The sequence below is a fragment of the Phyllobacterium sp. 01N428 genome (assembly GCF_056399405.1).
Map to the genome: position 1 here is coordinate 208,710 of NZ_JBFTRH010000001.1, position 15,513 is coordinate 224,222.

At 58.5% G+C, this 15,513-nt stretch carries 16 protein-coding genes; 12 read left to right on the plus strand and 4 right to left on the minus strand.

Translation table 11 applies throughout. The features are described from left to right. Position 1: 1 nt before the first annotated feature. From hisH to coaA, 5 genes are read left to right on the plus strand one after another with little or no spacing between them, the layout of a single operon-like run. The gene (hisH, locus tag AC1DNI_RS01070; protein WP_477690511.1) at positions 2 to 652 is read left to right on the plus strand and encodes an imidazole glycerol phosphate synthase subunit HisH; all 651 of its coding nucleotides are present in this window, start codon (positions 2 to 4) and stop codon (positions 650 to 652) included. Beyond that, positions 649 to 1,392 (plus strand): 1-(5-phosphoribosyl)-5-[(5-phosphoribosylamino)methylideneamino]imidazole-4-carboxamide isomerase, encoded by a 744-nt coding sequence (hisA, locus tag AC1DNI_RS01075; protein ID WP_477690512.1) that lies wholly within the window; start codon positions 649 to 651, stop codon positions 1,390 to 1,392. The genes hisH and hisA overlap by 4 nt, the downstream gene beginning before the upstream one ends. Further along, positions 1,389 to 2,174, plus strand: a complete 786-nt coding sequence (gene hisF, locus AC1DNI_RS01080) for an imidazole glycerol phosphate synthase subunit HisF (protein WP_477690513.1) — start codon at positions 1,389 to 1,391, stop codon at positions 2,172 to 2,174. Before hisA ends, hisF begins: the two co-directional genes overlap by 4 nt. 14 nt (positions 2,175 to 2,188) lie before the next feature. After that, the gene (locus AC1DNI_RS01085) at positions 2,189 to 2,512 is read left to right on the plus strand and encodes a phosphoribosyl-ATP diphosphatase (RefSeq protein ID WP_174208269.1); all 324 of its coding nucleotides are present in this window, start codon (positions 2,189 to 2,191) and stop codon (positions 2,510 to 2,512) included. 47 nt (positions 2,513 to 2,559) lie between these two features. Then, on the plus strand, positions 2,560 to 3,516 hold the full coding sequence (gene coaA / locus AC1DNI_RS01090; protein WP_027230913.1) for a type I pantothenate kinase: 957 nt from the start codon (positions 2,560 to 2,562) through the stop codon (positions 3,514 to 3,516). On the opposite strand, the gene AC1DNI_RS01095 is transcribed toward coaA, so the two are convergent. The 4 genes from AC1DNI_RS01095 to AC1DNI_RS01110 form a co-directional block, all read right to left on the minus strand. Then, on the minus strand, positions 3,503 to 4,117 hold the full coding sequence (locus tag AC1DNI_RS01095; RefSeq protein ID WP_477690514.1) for an alpha-ketoglutarate-dependent dioxygenase AlkB family protein: 615 nt from the start codon (positions 4,115 to 4,117) through the stop codon (positions 3,503 to 3,505). The genes coaA and AC1DNI_RS01095 overlap by 14 nt on opposite strands. A gap of 58 nt (positions 4,118 to 4,175) precedes the next feature. Then, the gene (gene lysM, locus AC1DNI_RS01100; RefSeq protein WP_477690515.1) at positions 4,176 to 4,634 is read right to left on the minus strand and encodes a peptidoglycan-binding protein LysM; all 459 of its coding nucleotides are present in this window, start codon (positions 4,632 to 4,634) and stop codon (positions 4,176 to 4,178) included. A 119-nt stretch (positions 4,635 to 4,753) separates the two neighbouring features. After that, positions 4,754 to 5,191, minus strand: coding sequence for an alternative ribosome rescue aminoacyl-tRNA hydrolase ArfB (gene arfB, locus AC1DNI_RS01105; protein WP_477691452.1), 438 nt, complete (start codon positions 5,189 to 5,191; stop codon positions 4,754 to 4,756). Between the two features lie 91 nt (positions 5,192 to 5,282). Beyond that, complete coding sequence (locus AC1DNI_RS01110) at positions 5,283 to 6,896, minus strand: phosphoenolpyruvate carboxykinase (protein ID WP_477690516.1); 1,614 nt, start codon at positions 6,894 to 6,896, stop codon at positions 5,283 to 5,285. Positions 6,897 to 7,192: 296 nt separating this feature from the next. Between AC1DNI_RS01110 and AC1DNI_RS01115 the strand changes: the two genes are divergently transcribed. From AC1DNI_RS01115 to AC1DNI_RS01145, 7 genes are all read left to right on the plus strand, one after another. After that, positions 7,193 to 7,912, plus strand: coding sequence for a response regulator transcription factor (locus AC1DNI_RS01115; protein ID WP_027230908.1), 720 nt, complete (start codon positions 7,193 to 7,195; stop codon positions 7,910 to 7,912). A gap of 146 nt (positions 7,913 to 8,058) precedes the next feature. After that, positions 8,059 to 9,846, plus strand: coding sequence for a stimulus-sensing domain-containing protein (locus tag AC1DNI_RS01120; RefSeq protein WP_477690517.1), 1,788 nt, complete (start codon positions 8,059 to 8,061; stop codon positions 9,844 to 9,846). After that, positions 9,846 to 10,313 carry an HPr kinase/phosphorylase gene (locus AC1DNI_RS01125; RefSeq protein WP_477690518.1) on the plus strand — a complete coding sequence of 156 codons (468 nt, stop codon included), beginning with the start codon at positions 9,846 to 9,848 and terminating at the stop codon, positions 10,311 to 10,313. Before AC1DNI_RS01120 ends, AC1DNI_RS01125 begins: the two co-directional genes overlap by 1 nt. A 175-nt stretch (positions 10,314 to 10,488) precedes the next feature. Then, complete coding sequence (locus AC1DNI_RS01130) at positions 10,489 to 10,890, plus strand: PTS sugar transporter subunit IIA (protein ID WP_027230905.1); 402 nt, start codon at positions 10,489 to 10,491, stop codon at positions 10,888 to 10,890. Between the two features lie 9 nt (positions 10,891 to 10,899). Beyond that, a complete protein-coding gene (locus AC1DNI_RS01135; RefSeq protein WP_027230904.1) occupies positions 10,900 to 11,214 on the plus strand; it encodes an HPr family phosphocarrier protein in 315 nt (104 codons plus the stop codon). 160 nt (positions 11,215 to 11,374) lie between these two features. Further along, positions 11,375 to 12,775, plus strand: a complete 1,401-nt coding sequence (ahcY, locus tag AC1DNI_RS01140) for an adenosylhomocysteinase (protein WP_091921542.1) — start codon at positions 11,375 to 11,377, stop codon at positions 12,773 to 12,775. Between the two features lie 204 nt (positions 12,776 to 12,979). After that, positions 12,980 to 15,508: a sensor histidine kinase gene (locus tag AC1DNI_RS01145; protein ID WP_477690519.1), complete on the plus strand. Its 2,529-nt coding sequence runs from the start codon at positions 12,980 to 12,982 to the stop codon at positions 15,506 to 15,508. The last annotated feature ends 5 nt before the right edge of the window (positions 15,509 to 15,513 follow it).

The following is a 15,513-nucleotide window of genomic DNA, read 5'->3' on the forward strand; positions in this document are numbered from 1 at the left end:
CATGCGCGTTGCCATCATCGACTATGGCTCCGGCAATCTCCGCTCGGCCACGAAGGCATTCGAGCGGGCATCGCGCGAAGCCGGAATAGATGCGGAGATCGAACTCACAGCGGATGCTGATCGGGTGTTGAGCGCCGACCGCATCGTCCTGCCGGGCGTAGGGGCCTATGCCGATTGTCTCAAAGGTCTTGATGCCGTTCCCGGAATGGTCGAGGCGATCCATGAAGTGGTGATGGACAAGGCGCGGCCGTTCCTTGGCATTTGCGTCGGCATGCAGCTCATGTCGTCGCGCGGGCTTGAGAAGACGATCTCCGTCGGGTTCGACTGGATCAAGGGTGATGTCCGCGAAATGGTCCCTTCCGATCCGGCGCTGAAAATTCCGCAAATTGGCTGGAACACCATTCGCCTGACGCGGCCGCATCCGCTCTTCGACGGAATCAGGACGGGGCCGGAAGGCCTTCACGCCTATTTCGTGCATTCCTATTTTCTCGATGCTGAGCTTGAAAACGACGTGATCGCTGTTACCGACTACGGCGGCGCCGTGACGGCTGCTGTTGCCAACGATAATATGGCGGGGACGCAGTTTCATCCGGAAAAGAGCCAGGCGCTCGGCCTGGCTCTCATTGCCAATTTTCTGAGGTGGGACCCATGATCCTGTTTCCGGCAATCGATCTCAAAGACGGGCAATGCGTGCGCTTGAGGCTCGGCGATATGGAGCAGGCGACCGTTTACAATACGGACCCGGCGGCGCAGGCGAAGGAATTCGAGGAACAGGGCTTCGAGTGGTTGCACGTCGTTGACCTCAACGGCGCCTTTGCTGGCCAATCCGTCAACGGCGCGGCGGTCGAAGCGATCCTCAAGGCGACGAAAAATCCCGTCCAGCTCGGCGGCGGCATTCGCACCATCGCGCACATCGAGGCGTGGCTGGCAAAGGGCCTTGCGCGTGTCATCCTCGGCACTGTCGCCGTTCGCGATCCCGCACTGGTGATCGAAGCCTGCAAAACATACCCCGGCAAGATTGCTGTCGGCATCGATGCCAAGGGTGGCAAGGTTGCGGTCGAAGGTTGGGCGGAAGCATCGACGCTTGGCGTGATTGAGCTTGCGAAGAAGTTCGAGGGTGCGGGCGTTGCCGCGATCATCTACACGGATATCGATCGCGACGGCGTTCTGGCCGGCATCAATTGGGAATCGACGCTGCAACTGGCCGAAGCAGTGTCCATACCAGTCATCGCTTCGGGCGGCCTTGCCTCGATCGCCGATATCGTGCGCATGACCATGCCCGATGCCGCACGGCTCGAAGGCGCGATTTCCGGGCGTGCACTTTACGACGGCCGCATTGATCCGGCGGAAGCGCTGACGGTGCTTCGGCAAGCAAGGGAGCGCGCCGCATGACCCTTAAGGCCCGGGTTATTCCCTGCCTCGACGTCAAGGACGGACGTGTGGTCAAGGGCGTCAATTTTGTCGATCTGATCGACGCCGGCGATCCGGTGGAGGCAGCCAAGGCCTATGACGCGGCGGGCGCCGATGAGCTTTGCTTTCTCGATATCACCGCCTCCTCGGACAATCGCGAGACGATTTTCGATGTGGTAGCCCGCACGGCCGAGCAGTGCTTCATGCCGCTGACGGTGGGCGGGGGCGTACGTACCGTTGCCGACATCCGCAAGCTGCTGCTTGCCGGGGCTGACAAGGTTTCGATCAACACAGCCGCTGTCAACAATCCCGAATTCATTGCCGAGGCGGCTGATAAGTTCGGCAATCAATGCATCGTCGTTGCCATCGACGCAAAGAAAGTATCAGGCGAAGGCGAGGCGGACCGCTGGGAAATCTTTACCCACGGCGGCAGGCAAGCCACAGGCATTGATGCAGTGGACTTTGCCCGCAGGGTCGTCGATCTCGGCGCCGGCGAAATTCTGTTGACCTCAATGGACCGGGATGGCTCGAAGATCGGCTACGACATTCCGGTCACGCGCGCCATTGCCGATGCGGTCAAGGTTCCCGTCATCGCATCGGGAGGGGTCGGCAATCTCGACCATATGGTCGAAGGCATACGCGAAGGTCATGCCTCCGCCGTTCTTGCCGCATCCATTTTCCACTTCGGCACGTATTCGATTGGCGAAGCCAAGGCCCACATGGCCGCAGCGGGTATTCCGATGCGCCTTGAGCCCATCCGCTGAGCGGGAGACGACCCATGAGCTCATTTACCCTTAGTGACCTCGAACGCATCGTCGCAGAGCGTGCCGCCTCCGCCGATGCCGGATCCTATACGGCAAGCCTCTACGCCAAGGGCATAGGCAAGGCCAGCCAGAAGCTTGGTGAAGAGGCGGTAGAAACCGTGATCGCGGCTGTCTCCGGCGATGCCAAGGGGATTGTTTCGGAGAGTGCTGATTTGCTCTATCATCTTGTCGTTGTTCTTGGAATCTCGGGCATCAAGCTTGACGACGTGCTTGCCGAGCTCGAACGGCGGACGGCGCAAACCGGGCTTGAGGAAAAAGCCGCGCGCGGGCAGGGTTGATCGTGTTCCGGTCTTCGACGAGCGAACGGCAGAGGGAAGGGGAAGTCATGGACCAATTGGCACCCAGCGAGTTTTCGCCTTACCGCTTCTACAGTGCGGAGCGATGGGCGGAGTTTCGTGCCGATACGCCCATGACGTTGACTTACGACGAAATCAAGCGGTTGCGTTCGCTGAACGACCCGATCGATCTCGATGAAGTTACGCGCATCTACCTGTCGCTTTCACGCTTGCTGTCGGCCCATGTCGAGGCGAGCCAGCTTCTGTTCTACCAGCGCCGCCGGTTTCTCAACACCAGCGAATCCTTCAAGACCCCGTTTATCATCGGCATTGCGGGATCGGTCGCGGTTGGCAAATCCACTACGGCACGCGTGTTGAAGGAATTGCTGGCGCGCTGGCCGTCGAGCCCGAAAGTCGATCTCGTCACCACCGACGGGTTTCTCTATCCAAACGAAGTGCTTCGCGCCAAAGGCCTGATGGAACGCAAGGGTTTTCCCGAAAGCTACGATGTCGGCATGGTCTTGCGCTTTCTCTCGTCGATCAAGGCGGGCCAGCGCAACGTCAACGCTCCGCTCTATTCGCATTTGACCTACGATGTCCTGCCTGGGCAATTTCAGACCGTCGATGCACCCGACATCCTGATTTTCGAAGGCATCAACGTTCTGCAGGTTCGCGACCTGCCGGAAGATGGCAAGATGGTGCCGTTCGTCTCCGATTTCTTCGATTTCTCGATCTATATCGATGCCGATGAAGAGCAGATCCACAAATGGTACATCAGCCGTTTCATGCGGCTGCGCGAGACCGCATTCCGCGATCCGACGTCGTTCTTCCATCGTTATTCCACGATCTCAGAAGACGCGGCGCGCGCCATCGGCGAAAGCCTCTGGGCCAATATCAACCTCAAGAACCTGCGTGAAAACATCCTGCCGACAAGGCCCCGCGCCGATCTTATCCTGCGCAAGGGCGACAATCACTTGATCGAGGAAGTTGCGCTCAGGAAGCTGTAACCCGGCGAAGCGTCAGGTTGATGCGGCCCGTGCCTTTGAGCAGCATCGACGTTCCGGGGTAGATCCTGTCGACACCATGATAGGCGAGGCGTCCCTCGCCGCCGAGCACAATGACATCGCCGCTCGATAAACGCAGCGACTGCGTCTTATCTGTTCGTTTTGTGCCGCCGAAGCGGAACTGGCAGGCATCGCCAAGCGAAACCGAAACGACGGGCGCCTTGAGATTTTGCTCGTCGCGATCCTGGTGCTGTCCCATCTTGGCGGTGTCCGAATAGAAATTCACCAGACAGGCTTCGGGCGGCATCGGGAATTCGGAGATATGATGCCAGAGCTGTTGCAGGCGCTCGGGAATGGGGGGCCAAGGTTCCCCGGTGACTGGATGCACAGGCTGGTAGCGATAGCCGCGCTCCTTGTCCGTCACCCAGCCAAGCGCGCCGCAATTGGTCATGCGCACGCTCATCTCCTTGCCGGTTTTCGGCATTGCCGGAACATAAAGCGGTGCCCGTGCAACCACCGCCCTGATATCCTCTAACAATGCAGCCTGCGCCGCCTGATCAAAATAATCGGGATAATAGCGAATTCCAGGTGCGAGCAGGATCATCGTTTTGAATGCAAAGCTTGCCGGCCCGGCAGGACCGGGCCGTGCCTAATGAAAGGGGTTATTTGAGTTCTGGAATGCGCAGCACCTGGCCCGGATAAATCTTGTCCGGATGGGTGAGCATCGGCTTGTTGGCCTCGAAAATAAGCGTGTTTTTGGCGCCCTTGCCCTTGCCATACTGGGCTTCGGCGATCTTCCAGAGATTGTCGCCCTTCTTGACCGTATAGAACACCGGGGCCTTTTCAATCGATCCGGTCGGCGCATTGTCGATCTTGAGCTCGTCGGTTTCGACCTTGGAGATGCCAAGGGAATTGCCAACGGCGATAATCGCCTTTTCGAGAATTTCCTGGTTGGTCACATTTCCCTTGAGAACGGCCTTGTCGCCCTGAACCGCGACCTCGACATTTTCGGTGCCGAGCTCGTGGGAGTCGAGCTCCTTCTTCAGGTCTTCGGCCTTTGGCTCGTCGTCGCCGATACCGATTTTCTTGCCTACGGATTTAACGAAATCAAACAGTCCCATAACTGGCTCCTGATAATTGTTCAAACCGACATATGCAGTTGTGGCATTCCGTGAAGGACTTGAAAAGGCTAGAAAATCACCCGAGCAGATTATAGCGTCAGGTATTGGCGACCGAGACTCTAGTCGCCTGATACCCTGCCACGCATCTTCTTTACGTCGGAACGGCCGGATTTCGCCTTGAGGCGACGCTCGATCGAACCTTTCGTGGGTCTGGTCTTCTTGCGCGGCGGTGGCGGTGGCTCGGCCGCCTTGGCGATCAGCGCGACCATCCGCTCGCGCGCATCTTCCCGGTTGCGCTCCTGCGTGCGGAAGCGGCTCGCCTCGATGAGGATATCGCCGTCCTTCGTCGCGCGCTGACCGGCAAGCTTGAGGAGCCGTTCGAAGACTTCGTTGGGCAGGCCCGCATTCGCCGCAAGAAAGCGCAACTGCACTGCGGTCGAAACTTTGTTGACATTCTGGCCGCCGGGTCCAGCCGAGCGAATGAAGCTCTCCTCCAGATCGCTTTCATCGATCCAGATCCGGTTGGTGATTTTGATCCGGGTGCGGCTCTCTTCCATGCCAGATTGGTAACCCAATCTTTGATTCGCGCAAAGCTGCATCAAATGCAAAGAGCCCCGCGGTGGGCGGGGCTCTTACGAATTGTCTGGCCTATTCTGCGGCGACCGGCATATGCGGCGCGGCAGCCCTGATATCGCTATCCACGTGGCTTTCGAATTTGCCGAAGTTGCGAACGAACATATCGACGAGTTTCATCGCCTGGGCATCATAGGCTGCCTTGTCAGCCCAGGTCGAGCGCGGATCGAGGATCGACTGGTCGACGCCGGGCACGGAGACCGGCACGTCGAAGCCAAAGTTCGGGTCAGTGCGGAACTCGACGTTCTTCAAGGAACCATCGAGCGCTGCCGAGAGAAGCGCCCGCGTCGCCTTGATTGGCATGCGTTTGCCCGTACCGTAGGCGCCGCCAGTCCAGCCAGTATTGACCAGCCAACAATCGACGCCGTGCTCGGCAATGAGTTCGCGCAGCAGGTTTCCGTATTCCGAAGGGTGGCGCGGCATGAATGGCGCGCCGAAGCAGGTGGAGAAGGTTGCCTCCGGCTCGGTGACCCCACGCTCCGTGCCCGCGACTTTGGCGGTATAGCCGGAGAGGAAGTGGTACATCGCCTGCGCCGGCGTCAGTTTTGCGATGGGCGGCATGACGCCGAACGCATCGGCGGTCAGCATGATTATGTTCTTCGGGTGGCTCGCCTTGCCTGTCTTCGATGCATTCGGAATGAAGTCGAGCGGATAGGCGCAGCGTGTGTTTTCGGTCAGCGAACCGTCATTAAAGTCGGGCTGACGGCTAGCGTCCAGAACGACGTTTTCGAGAACAGTGCCGAAGCGCTGCGTCGTCGCGTAGATCTCGGGCTCCGCTTCGGCGGACAGACGGATCGTCTTGGCATAGCAGCCACCTTCGAAATTGAAGACGCCGTGCTCGCCCCAGCCATGTTCGTCGTCGCCGATCAGCGTGCGCGAGGGATCAGCCGACAGCGTGGTCTTCCCGGTACCGGAGAGGCCGAAGAACACGGCGGTATCGCCATCGGGACCCTCATTGGCCGAACAGTGCATCGGCATCACGCCCTTGGCGGGGAGGATATAGTTCAATGCCGTGAAGACAGATTTCTTCATCTCCCCCGCATAGGCCGAACCGCCGATAAGTACGATGAGGCGATTGAGGTCGACAGCGATGACCGTTTCCGTCCGCGTGCCATGGCGCGCGGGATCGGCGCGGAAGGAGGGCAGGTCGATGATCGTCATTTGCGGCACGAAGCTCGCGAGCTTGTCGCGATCGGGACGGATCAGCAGATTGCGGATGAACAGGGAGTGCCAGGCAAACTCGGTGATGACGCGGGTGTGGAGCTTGTAGTCGTCATCCGCGCCGCCGACGAGATCCTGAACGAAGAGTTCCTTGCCTTTCGCCTGCGCCATGAAGTCGGCATAGAGCAATTCAAATTTTTCCGGTGAAATCGGGGCGTTGTTGTCCCACCAGACATGGGCTTCGGTGGAACCGTCGCGCACGACGAACTTGTCCTTCGGCGAGCGTCCCGTGTGCTGACCCGTCCGGGCGACCAATGCACCCTGGGCGGTGAGCTGTGCCTCGCCGCGGCGTACGACTTCTTCATAAAGTTCAGCTGCTTCGAGGTTGTAATAAACCGCCGAAAGTTCCTTCAAGCCTGAGTTGCCGAGCGCGATAGACGCGTTGTGGATACCGGTTTCTCTAGTCATGTGTCCGCCGTTGTTAGGGTCCATAGATGCATTCGCCGCATTCTTGCATCATCGTACAAGAACGCGGCTACGTCTCGTCAAAAGCAGAAAAATTGAATAGTTTCAAATATTTAATCGATTTAAAGAATTTAAATATTTTTAAATCGGTTTAAGTAAGGGGAAATTTCCGTGCTCTTCCGTTTACGTAAGACAGACCTGGACCGGCCCGGGTGACACCGCCGCGGATCTATGCCACATTTTGTACCTAATTTGTACTGCACAAGCTGTGCAGACCAATGGCATAAGGAAGGCAGCGCATGAGGGAAGTCCCCGCAATGCAAACAATAGCGCTCGTCGATGACGACCGCAACATTCTGACGTCCGTTTCGATTGCGCTCGAATCGGAAGGCTATCGCGTCGAAACCTATACGGATGGCGCCTCCGCGCTCGACGGTCTGATGGCGCGCCCGCCGAACCTTGCCATTTTCGACATCAAGATGCCCCGCATGGACGGTATGGAGTTGCTGCGCCGCCTGCGCCAGAAGTCCGACCTGCCGGTCATCTTCCTTACCTCCAAGGATGACGAGATCGATGAGTTGTTCGGCCTCAAGATGGGTGCGGACGACTTTATCACCAAACCGTTCTCGCAGCGCCTGCTCGTCGAGCGGGTCAAAGCCGTGCTGCGCCGCGTCGCCGCGCGCGATGGCACGGTCAAGCCCGGTAGCCCGCAGGCCAAATCGCTCGAACGCGGCCAGTTGGTCATGGACCAGGAACGCCACACCTGCACATGGATGGGCGAGCCGGTGACGCTTACGGTTACCGAGTTCCTGATCCTGCATTCGCTGGCGCAGCGCCCCGGCGTGGTCAAGAGCCGCGATGCGCTCATGGATGCCGCCTATGACGAGCAGGTCTATGTCGACGATCGCACCATCGACAGCCACATCAAGCGCCTGCGCAAGAAGTTCAAGGTCGTCGACGACGATTTCGACATGATCGAAACACTTTACGGCGTGGGCTACCGTTTTCGCGAAACCTGATAGAATAGCCGCGGTATAGGTTAATTGATGGATGGGCTTGAGCGGGCCCTTTGCTTTCACAGGCGTGTGATCCGCTGTAAAACAAGGTTGTCTCGTGGCGCTATGAATGCCATGAGACGCCGCGATTAAGGTTCTTTGAGGAATAAATGGTAGCCGGGCTGCAAAGCGGCAATATTACGCGCAAGAGCGCCGTCATGCGCCGGAAGCGTTCGCTTGCTCTGCGTCGCTTCTTCAAGCCGCTTAATCGCGTCTTCGGTAACTATCTTTTCTCGAGCCTCACGCGGCGCATCCTCTTCCTCAACCTTGCCGGCCTCGCCGTTCTCTTGTCCGGCATCATGTATCTCAACCAGTTTCGCGACGGGTTGATCGATGCTCGCGTCGAAAGCCTGATGACGCAGGGCGAGATCATTGCAGGCGCCATTGCTTCATCAGCGACCGTCGATACCAATTCGATCGCCATCGATCCGGAAAAGCTGCTTGAACTCCAGGCCGGCCAAAGCATCACGCCATCGCCGGACGTTCTCGACAATCTCGATTTCCCTATCAATCCGGAACGCGTTGCGCCGGTCCTCCGGCGCCTCATCTCGCCGACGCGCACGCGCGCCCGCATCTACGACCGCGACTCGAACCTGCTTCTCGATTCCCGCCACCTTTATTCGCGTGGACAGGTGCTGCGTTATGAATTGCCGCCCATCGACGGCGAAGAGCCGAGTTTCTTCGAGCGTCTGACCAATCGCATGACGAGGCTACTGCGCCGCAGCGACCTGCCGATCTACCAGGAGCAGCCGGGCGGCAATGGTTCGTCCTATCCGGAAATCGTCAAGGCGCTAACCGGTTCGCCGGCAACTGTCGTGCGTATGACCGAGAAGGGCGAGCAGATCGTTTCCGTCGCCGTTCCCATCCAGCGTTTCCGTGCTGTTCTCGGTGTTCTGCTGCTGTCCACCGAAGGCGGCGACATCGACAAGATCGTCCAGGGCGAACGTTACGCGATCATCCGCGTCTTCACGGTTGCGGCCCTGGTCATGGCGATCCTTTCCCTGTTCCTGGCATCCACCATCGCCAATCCGTTGCGCCGTCTCGCCGCCGCGGCCGATCGCGTGCGCCATGGCGTTAAGAACCGCGAGGAGATACCGGATTTTTCCGAGCGCCAGGATGAGATCGGCCATCTATCGACCTCCATTCGCGACATGACCAACGCGCTCTATGCTCGTATTGAGTCGATCGAAAGCTTTGCGGCTGATGTCAGCCATGAACTGAAGAATCCGCTTACTTCGCTGCGCAGCGCCGTCGAAACCTTGCCGCTTGCGAAGAACGACGAGTCGCGCAAACGCCTAATGGATGTCATCCAGCACGATGTGAAGCGCCTTGACCGCCTGATCACGGATATCTCCGACGCCTCCCGTCTCGATGCTGAACTGGCCCGCGAAGATTCCGAGCATGTCGACCTCAAGATGCTTCTCGGCAATCTCGTGACAGCGGCCCGCGAAGTCCGCCGCAACAAGAAGGACACGCGCATCGAACTGGTCGTCGGCAAGCTTCCAAACAACCGCAAGGGCTTCTATGTCGTCGGCCACGATCTTCGTCTCGGCCAGGTTGTCTCCAACCTCATCGAGAACGCACGATCCTTCGTCCCGATAGAGGGCGGCGTCATTACCGTTTCGCTGCAGCATATGGGGGATCGCATCCGCATTCTCGTAGAGGACAATGGCCCGGGCATCCGCGTGGAGCAGATCGATCGTATTTTCGAGCGCTTCTACACCGACCGCCCTGCCGGGGAGGCGTTCGGGCAGAATTCCGGTCTCGGCCTTTCGATCAGCCGCCAGATCATCGAGGCGCATGGCGGCACGCTCAATGCCGAAAACATTCTCGATCCCAAGGATCCCGAGAATTATCTCGGCGCCCGTTTTACCGCCATTCTACCGGTTGAGGCTTGATGGCGCGTATGCCGGGAGAACTGATCCATGCAACGGCTCTCATCGTCGCCGACCGCGGCGTCCTGATCGTGGGCCCGTCCGGTGCCGGGAAATCATCAATAGCGCGGGCACTCATCGAGCGTACCAACGCAAGGGGTATGTTCGCAGCGCTGGTCAGTGATGACCAATGCCAATTGCACCCATCTTCGGGACGTCTCATCTGTTCGGCACCGGCATCGCTGCGGGGCGGAATCGAGGTGCGTGGGTCGGGGCTTCACGCGGTCGATCATGAAGGCACTGCCGTCATTCATCTTGTTGTCGAACTCGTCGATAAAGCAGAGGCGGTTCGATTTGCTGGTGAGGAGACGACACAACTTCAGGGCGTCGCAATTCAGCGCCTCCGCCTACCAGAAGGCGAGGTGGAATCCGCTTGCAGGGCCGTCGAGGCATGGCTTTTCGAGCCCCAATGGAAAAAATTAACGAGCTAATCCAGATGGTTGCCCTTTTGCACTGCGATAAAATGACTATGCGTCTTGGTGGCGCCATTTTTCCACTTGCCTTCGCGATTCGTCCTGCCAGAATGCGACACCTGCCAAACGGGGCATTCAATGCGCGGAAAAAAGCCCAAGCTGAAGGGCGCGGCGCGACAGGAGCAGTTTCAGAATGATCGGACTCGTGCTTGTGACGCACGGAAGACTGGCCGAAGAATTTCATCATGCTGTTGAGCATGTGGTCGGCCAGCAGGAATATTTGGAAACCGTATCGATCGGTGCGGATGATGATATGGAACAGCGTCGCCGGGATATCGTCGATGCAGTTGCCCGCGCCGACAATGGTTCGGGTGTTATTATCCTGACGGACATGTTTGGCGGGACGCCTTCCAATCTCGCCATATCCGTGATGGAATCGGGCAAAATCGAAGTGATTGCGGGCGTGAACCTGCCGATGCTTATCAAGCTCTCCAGCGTTCGCCTGACCAATGACATGGCGGCGTCGTTGCGCGAAGGCCAGGACGCCGGTCGAAAATATATTAACGTGGCCAGCCAGGTGCTGACAGCCAAATAGAGGTCATGAATGCGCCTGACTGCAGAAACGACCGGTACGTTCAACCCGGACAACGCGCTTGTGGAGTCATTCGAAATCATCAATCGCCGCGGCTTGCACGCGCGCGCCTCCGCCAAGTTCGTTCAACTGGTTGATGGTTTCGATGCGCATGTCCGCGTCGAGAAAGATGGCATGACAGTCGGCGGAACATCGATCATGGGCCTGATGATGCTCGCCGCTTCGCCCGGTTGCTGCATAAAGGTTAGCGCCTCCGGCGTTCAGGCGCGCGAGGTGATGCAAGCGCTCGGTTCGCTGATCGCCGACAAGTTCGGCGAAGAAGCTTGAGCGTCGATAGTTAAGATCGCTCAAAATTGGATATGCACGCATAAGGATTTCTTTATGTCCCATTGTGCGGCGCGCCCTAATCTGCTAGTCAACTCCATCTCCGGCCACGCTGTTCAAGCGCGCGGCCATACGGAATTTGCGAAAAATGGAGTTGGCACAGATGGCCGAGAAGCAGGATTATATCGTCAAGGACCTTGAGCTGGCCTCGTGGGGCCGCAAGGAAATCGAGATCGCCGAGACAGAAATGCCGGGCCTGATGGCGAGCCGCGAGGAATTTGGCCCGTTGCAGCCGTTGAAGGGTGCCCGGATCACCGGTTCGCTGCATATGACGATCCAGACTGCGGTTCTGATTGAAACCTTGCAGGCGCTTGGGGCTGAGGTGCGCTGGGCGTCGTGCAACATCTTCTCGACGCAGGATCACGCTGCAGCTGCAATTGCTGCCACCGGCACGCCGGTCTTTGCGGTCAAGGGCGAAACCCTTGAGGAATATTGGACCTACACGGACCAGATTTTCCAGTGGCCGGATGGCCAGCCGTCGAACATGATCCTCGACGATGGCGGCGATGCCACCATGTATATCCTTATCGGCGCGCGCGCCGAAGCCGGCGAGGACGTTCTTTCCAATCCCGGCAGCGAGGAAGAGGAAATCCTGTTTGCGCAGATCAAGAAGCGCATGAAGGAAACGCCTGGCTTCTTCACCAAGCAACGCGAAGCCATCAAGGGCGTCACGGAGGAGACGACGACGGGCGTCAACCGTCTTTATCAGCTGCAGAAGAAGGGCTTGCTTCCTTTCCCGGCGATCAATGTCAATGACAGCGTCACCAAATCGAAGTTCGACAACAAGTATGGCTGCAAGGAATCGCTGGTCGACGGTATCCGCCGCGCTACCGACGTCATGATGGCCGGCAAGGTTGCCGTCGTTTGTGGCTACGGCGACGTCGGCAAGGGCTCTGCCCAGTCGCTCAACGGCGCCGGCGCACGCGTCAAGGTAACGGAAGTCGACCCTATCTGCGCGCTGCAGGCCGCCATGGACGGTTTCGAAGTCGTCACGCTCGAGGACGCAGCGCCGACGGCTGACATCGTGATCACCACGACCGGCAACAAGGACGTCATCACGCTCGATACCATGCGCAAGATGAAGGACATGGTCATCGTCGGCAATATCGGCCACTTCGACAATGAGATTCAGGTCGCAGCGCTGCGCAATCTCAAGTGGACCAACATCAAGCCGCAGGTCGACATGATCGAATTCCCGGATGGCAAGCGCATGCTGCTTCTGTCGGAAGGACGCCTGCTCAATCTCGGTAACGCCACCGGCCATCCGAGCTTCGTCATGTCCGCCTCCTTCACCAACCAGGTCCTGGCGCAAATCGAGCTCTACAGCCGTGGCGAGAAGTACAAGAACGAAGTCTATGTTCTGCCCAAGCACCTCGACGAAAAAGTCGCGCGCCTGCATCTCGACAAGCTCGGCGCGAAATTGTCGGTGCTTTCCGAAGAACAGGCCGCCTATATCGGTGTAACACCGAAGGGCCCCTTCAAGTCTGACCACTACAGATATTAATTCTCGTTAGTAACGACACAAGATATGGACGCCGGGGGATTGACAAATTCTCCGGCTTTCTTTTTTCCAGCCAGTTCTTCCCGTCGATTCGCTCAAGGTTTATTCTAGTGATTCGGGATAGCGCTGTTCCCGGTGGGCCAAGCGATTGAAAAATCGAAGGGAAGGAGCAGCGGGCATTCGCCAGACGGGGTAGCGACGGTTGATATGAAGATTGAAAGCGGTGTTCGCAGGAGACATCCGGCACGGGCATTTCCGGTGCTGAAGGAACTGCGGATCTTGGCGTGCCGCGCCTGCTCCTCTCTCGCAATTCTTTCGGCGTTTTCATTTCCGGCCCGCGCCGAGGATGCTTTTGGCAAGATCAACACGCCTTTCGGGGTCGAGGTCGGCACGTTCGAGGTCATCCAGTTCGCCATGTTCCTTGGCGCCATGGGTGCCGCCCTGCTCTCGGCAGGCTGGCTGATCCGTGAACGCAGTCGCATAGCCAATGAAAACCGCCAGTTGCGCGACAAGGTCGCCGATCTTAATGTTACGGTGCAGCGCAACGAGGCCATGCTGAACCTGAAGGATCAGCGCATCATCGTCTGGGAAGGTGGATCGAGCACACCCAACCTGATCGGCAATCTGCCGCCGGAGATCGGCGTGCCGGAACCCCGCTCGCTCTTCCTTGCATTTGGCCGCTGGTTGCGCGTGGATTCGGTTACCCTGCTCGATCGCTCCATCGCCGCTTTGCGCGAAAGGGCACGCCCCTTCGATATCACCGTGGAAACGACAAAGGGTGCACCGCTGGAAATCCAGGGCCGTACCTCGGGCGGATATGCCATTGTCCGTTTCATCAATCTTGGCGAGGCAAGGGCCGAGCAAGCGCTGCTCAAGACCGAGAACTACCAGTTGAGCGAAGCGATCGGCACGCTGCGCGGTCTGCTCGAATCGGTTGACATGCCAGCATGGAGCCGTGATGCCGATGGGCGGCTCAATTGGGCCAATCTTGCTTACGCCAAGGCAGTCGAGGCGCGTGAACCGCACGCCGCCGTCAGTGAGGCGCGTGAATTGTTCGGCGCACAGGCACGCGAACGCATGGAACGTGAAAAAGCCGCGTCGCGGCGCTTCAACGAACAGCTGTCGACAGTGGTAGGCGGAGACCGGCGCGTCTTCCGTGTGACCGACGTTGCCGGCACGACCGGCTCGGCCGGTGTCGCCGTTGATATCAGCGAAGTCGAGCTTATCCGCGAGGAATACAAGCAAACCGTCCTCAATCATTCCGACACGCTGGACCAGTTGAACTCGGCCGTGGCAATGTTCGATGCCAACCGCAAGCTGCAGTTCTTCAATCAGGCCTTTGCCAAGGTCTGGGGACTGGAAACGGCGTTTCTCGAAAGCCACCCTGACAATTCCATGCTGCTTGACAGGTTCCGCAGTGACGGCATTTTGCCGGAGCAGCCGGATTGGCGGCGCTGGAAGGAACAGGTTCTTTCGGCCTATCATTCGGTGGAACCGCAGGAACACCTCTGGTACCTGACGGATGGCCGTACGCTGCGGGTCATCGTCAATCCGCAGCCGAAGGGCGGCGTCACCTGGGTCTTCGAGAATCTCACGGAAAAGCTCGAACTCCAGAGCCGGTATAACACGCTGATCAAGGTGCAGGGCCAGACGCTCGATCACCTGGCCGAGGGTGTCGCCGTATTTGGATCTGACGGCAAGATCCGCCTTTTCAATCCTGCCTTTGCGTCACTCTGGTCGCTGAAAAAGGAACAGATCGCCGAGGGCATGCACATTTCCGCTGTCCGCCGCCTGTGCGAACCGGTTTCGGATGCGGCGCATTGGGAAGCTTTCGTTACGACCGTCACCGGTTTTGACGATGAGCGGCAGTCGCTCTCCGGGCATATAGAACTCAGCACCGGTAAGATATTGTCCTACGCGACGGCGCCTCTGCCGAACGGCCAGACCATGCTGACCTTCGTCAATGTGACCGACTCGGTGCAGGTTGAGCGAGCCCTGAAGGAGAAGAACGAAGCGCTCGAACGTACGGACGAATTGAAGAACGACTTCGTACAGCACGTCTCCTACGAGTTGCGCTCACCGCTGACCAATATCATTGGCTTTACCGAACTCCTGCAGACGCCCATGACGGGACCGCTCAACGACAAGCAACGCGATTATCTCGACCATATAGGAACTTCGTCGTCGGTCCTTTTGACCATCGTCAATGATATTCTAGATCTGGCCACCGTCGATGCGGGGATCATGGAACTTGATATCAGCGATGTTTCCGTCGCGGACGCGATCACGACCGCGTCGGAAAAAGTCGCCGACCGACTGAAGGAACACAATATCCTTCTCGACATCCGCATTACGCCAGGAGCGGGCTCTTTCCGGGCCGACGCCAGCCGGGTGAAGCAGGTGCTGGCAAATCTCCTGAGCAATGCCGCCAACTATGCGCCGGAAGGCAGCACCGTAACCCTGTCCTGCTGGCGCGAGCAGGCCGAAATGGTCTTCAGCGTCGAGGACAAGGGACCGGGCATGCCGGGCTATGTGCTCGACAGCATCTTCAAGCGATTCCAGCCCTATCCGAATGGCGGGCGCAAGCGCGGCGCCGGATTGGGCCTTTCCATCGTCAAGGGTTTCGTCGAACTGCATGGCGGCACAGTCGATATTGAAAGCGCCGCCGGCAAAGGCACGCTGGTGACATGCCGCTTCCCGCTCGAGGCGCGGACCTTCAGCATCGCTGCCGAATAAGGCGT